The organism is Micromonospora maritima (assembly GCF_902825405.1).
Taxonomy (GTDB): Bacteria; Actinomycetota; Actinomycetes; order Mycobacteriales; family Micromonosporaceae; genus Micromonospora; species Micromonospora maritima.
Genome location: NZ_CADEAU010000675.1, coordinates 1 through 2,428, shown reverse-complemented (window position 1 = coordinate 2,428; position 2,428 = coordinate 1). Strand labels below are relative to the sequence as shown.

The window sequence follows — 2,428 nt, the reverse complement described above, 5'->3', positions numbered from 1 at the left end:
AGCGCGACGCCGCCCGGGCGCCCCGGACCGGCCGGATCGACCGGGGCGCCCTGGAACGTCGGTGACGGCGGGAGGGTCAGACCGCGAGCACCCCGTCGACCCGACGCGGCAGGCCCAGCGGGTTGCCGTCGCGCAGCGCCTCGGGGAGCAGCTCGGCGGGAACGTCCTGATAGGCCACCGGGCGCAGGAACCGGCGGATGGCGGCCACCCCGACGCTGGTGTGCAGCGGCGCGGTGGTGGCCGGCCACGGCCCGCCGTGGTGCATCGCCCAGGTGACCGCCACCCCGGTCGGCCAGCCGTTGAGGATGATCCGTCCGGCCCGCTCGGTGGTCACGTCGAGCACCGCGCGGACCAGGTCGTCGTCGTGGCCCGGCTGGGTGTGCACGGTGGCGGTCAGCGCCCCGGGGACAGTGTTCAGGGCGGCCAGCAGCTCGGCGGGGTGGGCGTACTCGACGATCAGCGACGCCGGCCCGAAGCACTCCCGGGCGGCGGCCGGCTCGGCCAGGAAGCGCGCGGCGGGCATGCTGAGCAGTGCCGGTGCGGCGGTGTGTCCGCTGCCGGCCACCGGTGGCACCAGCGAGCGGACGCCGGGCAACGCGGCCAGTGCGGCGGCAGCGGCGTCGAAGCCGCTGCGGATCCAGTCGCCCAGCAGCGGGCCCGCCGCCACGGCCCGCACGGCGTCGACCAACACCGGCTCCAGGCCGTGCCCGGCCGGCAGGAAGAGCAGCCCGGGCTTGGTGCAGAACTGCCCCAGACCCTGGGTGTACGAGGCGACGTAGCCGGCCGCCACCGCGTTGCCGCGTGCGGCCACGGCGGACGGGGTGACCACGACCGGGTTCACCGAGCCCAGCTCGCCGTAGAAGGGGATCGGGTCCGGGCGCGCGGCGGCCAGGTCGTACAGCGCCCGGCCGCCGGCTTCCGAGCCGGTGAAGCCGACCGCCCGCACGGCCGGGTCGGTGACCAGTTCCCGGCCGGCCGCCCGGCCGTGCAGCACGCCGACCGCGCCGGCCGGCAGCACGTCGGCGAGCACCCGGCCGACCAGGTCGGAGAGGCGGGGGTGCCCCTCGTGCGCCTTGACCACCACCGGGCAGCCGGCGGCCAGGGCGGAAGCGGTGTCGCCGCCGGCGACCGAGAACGCCAGCGGGAAGTTGCTGGCCGCGAAGACGGCGACCGGCCCGATCGGGCGCATCATCCGGCGTACGTCGGGCCGGGGGACCGGCGTCGCCTGGGGGTCGGCGTGGTCGATCGTCACGTCCAGGAACGAGCCTTCCTCGACGGCGTCGGCGAAGAGCCGCAGCTGCCCGGTGGTGCGGGCCAGCTCCCCGGTGAGCCGTGCCGGGCCCAGGTGGGTCTCCGTGTCGGCGAGGGCGACGATCTCGGTGGCGTGCGCGTCCAGCGCGTCGGCGGCGGCGCGCATCCGGCCGGCGCGCGCGGGGAGCGGGGTGCGGGCGAGGGACGGGGCGGCGGCGCGGGCGGCCGCCACGGCGTCGGCGGTGCTGGTTGCGGGGGTGGGTACGACAGTGGTCACGGGGGCTCCTGTTTCACGTCGGTGACGAGCCGGTCAGCGGGAGATGAAGAAATTCCGCGCCGAGGACTTGTGCATGGCATCGTGGTATACCACGATACTGACATGCCACGATCCCTTCCCTCCGCTGTGGACCCCACGGGCCTTCCGGCCGCCGCACTGGCCCTGGAGCAACCCGCATCCCGCGCCGACCGGGTCCGTGACGCGCTGCGCCGGGCCATCCTGGACGGCACCCTCGCGCCGGGCCGGCCGCTGGTGGAGCGGGAGCTGGCCGAGATGCTCGGCGTCTCCAAGACCCCGGTGCGGGAGGCGCTCAAGCAGCTGCACTCCAGCGGCCTGGTCGAGATCAACGCCTACCAGGGGGTCAGCGTCCGGCGGATCGACGCCGACACCGTCCGCCAGCTGTACACCGCGCGGGCCTCGGTGGAGCCGGCCGCCGTGCGGCTGGCCACCCAGGGCACCGGATCCTTCGCCGCCGCCCGCGCCGCGCTCGCCGACGCGGCGGTGCTGGTCGGCAGCGGCGAGACCGCCGGGCTGGGCATCGCCAACCGGCGCTTCCACCGCGAGCTCTACCTGGCCTGCGGCAACCCGTTCCTCTGCGGCTTCCTCGACCAGCTCCAGGATCTGACCGCGTTCGTGGCCACCGCCGGCTGGCGGCTGCGCGCCACGTTCCTTCAGGAGTCCGCCGAGCACGAGGCGATGCTCGACGCCGCCGAAAGCGGTGACGCCGCGCTGGCCGAGCGGCTCACCCGGGAGCACATCGAGAACGCGCTCACCACGCTCGTCGCCGTGCTCGACGAACAGGCCGCCCGATGGGGCTGCAGGAGGCGGAGTTCGACGGGGACCTCTGGTTCTTCGCCTACGCCGACTCGGCCAAGGTCCGCCAGATCCGGGTGAACCCGC

General features: G+C 75.6%; 2 protein-coding genes and 1 pseudogene. 2 read left to right on the top strand and 1 reads right to left on the bottom strand.

Annotated elements, in window-relative coordinates; genetic code table 11:
* Positions 1-76: 76 nt before the first annotated feature.
* On the bottom strand, positions 77-1,528 hold the full coding sequence (locus HUW36_RS30910; protein ID WP_174531313.1) for an aldehyde dehydrogenase (NADP(+)): 1,452 nt from the start codon (positions 1,526-1,528) through the stop codon (positions 77-79).
* A 102-nt stretch (positions 1,529-1,630) separates the two neighbouring features.
* Between HUW36_RS30910 and HUW36_RS30905 the strand changes: the two are divergent.
* A pseudogene (locus HUW36_RS30905) lies at positions 1,631-2,281 on the top strand (GntR family transcriptional regulator); the annotation flags it as partial.
* A gap of 56 nt (positions 2,282-2,337) precedes the next feature.
* A partial coding sequence (locus HUW36_RS35375) for a pyridoxamine 5'-phosphate oxidase family protein (protein ID WP_425487284.1) occupies positions 2,338-2,428 on the top strand: 91 nt, incomplete at its 3' end.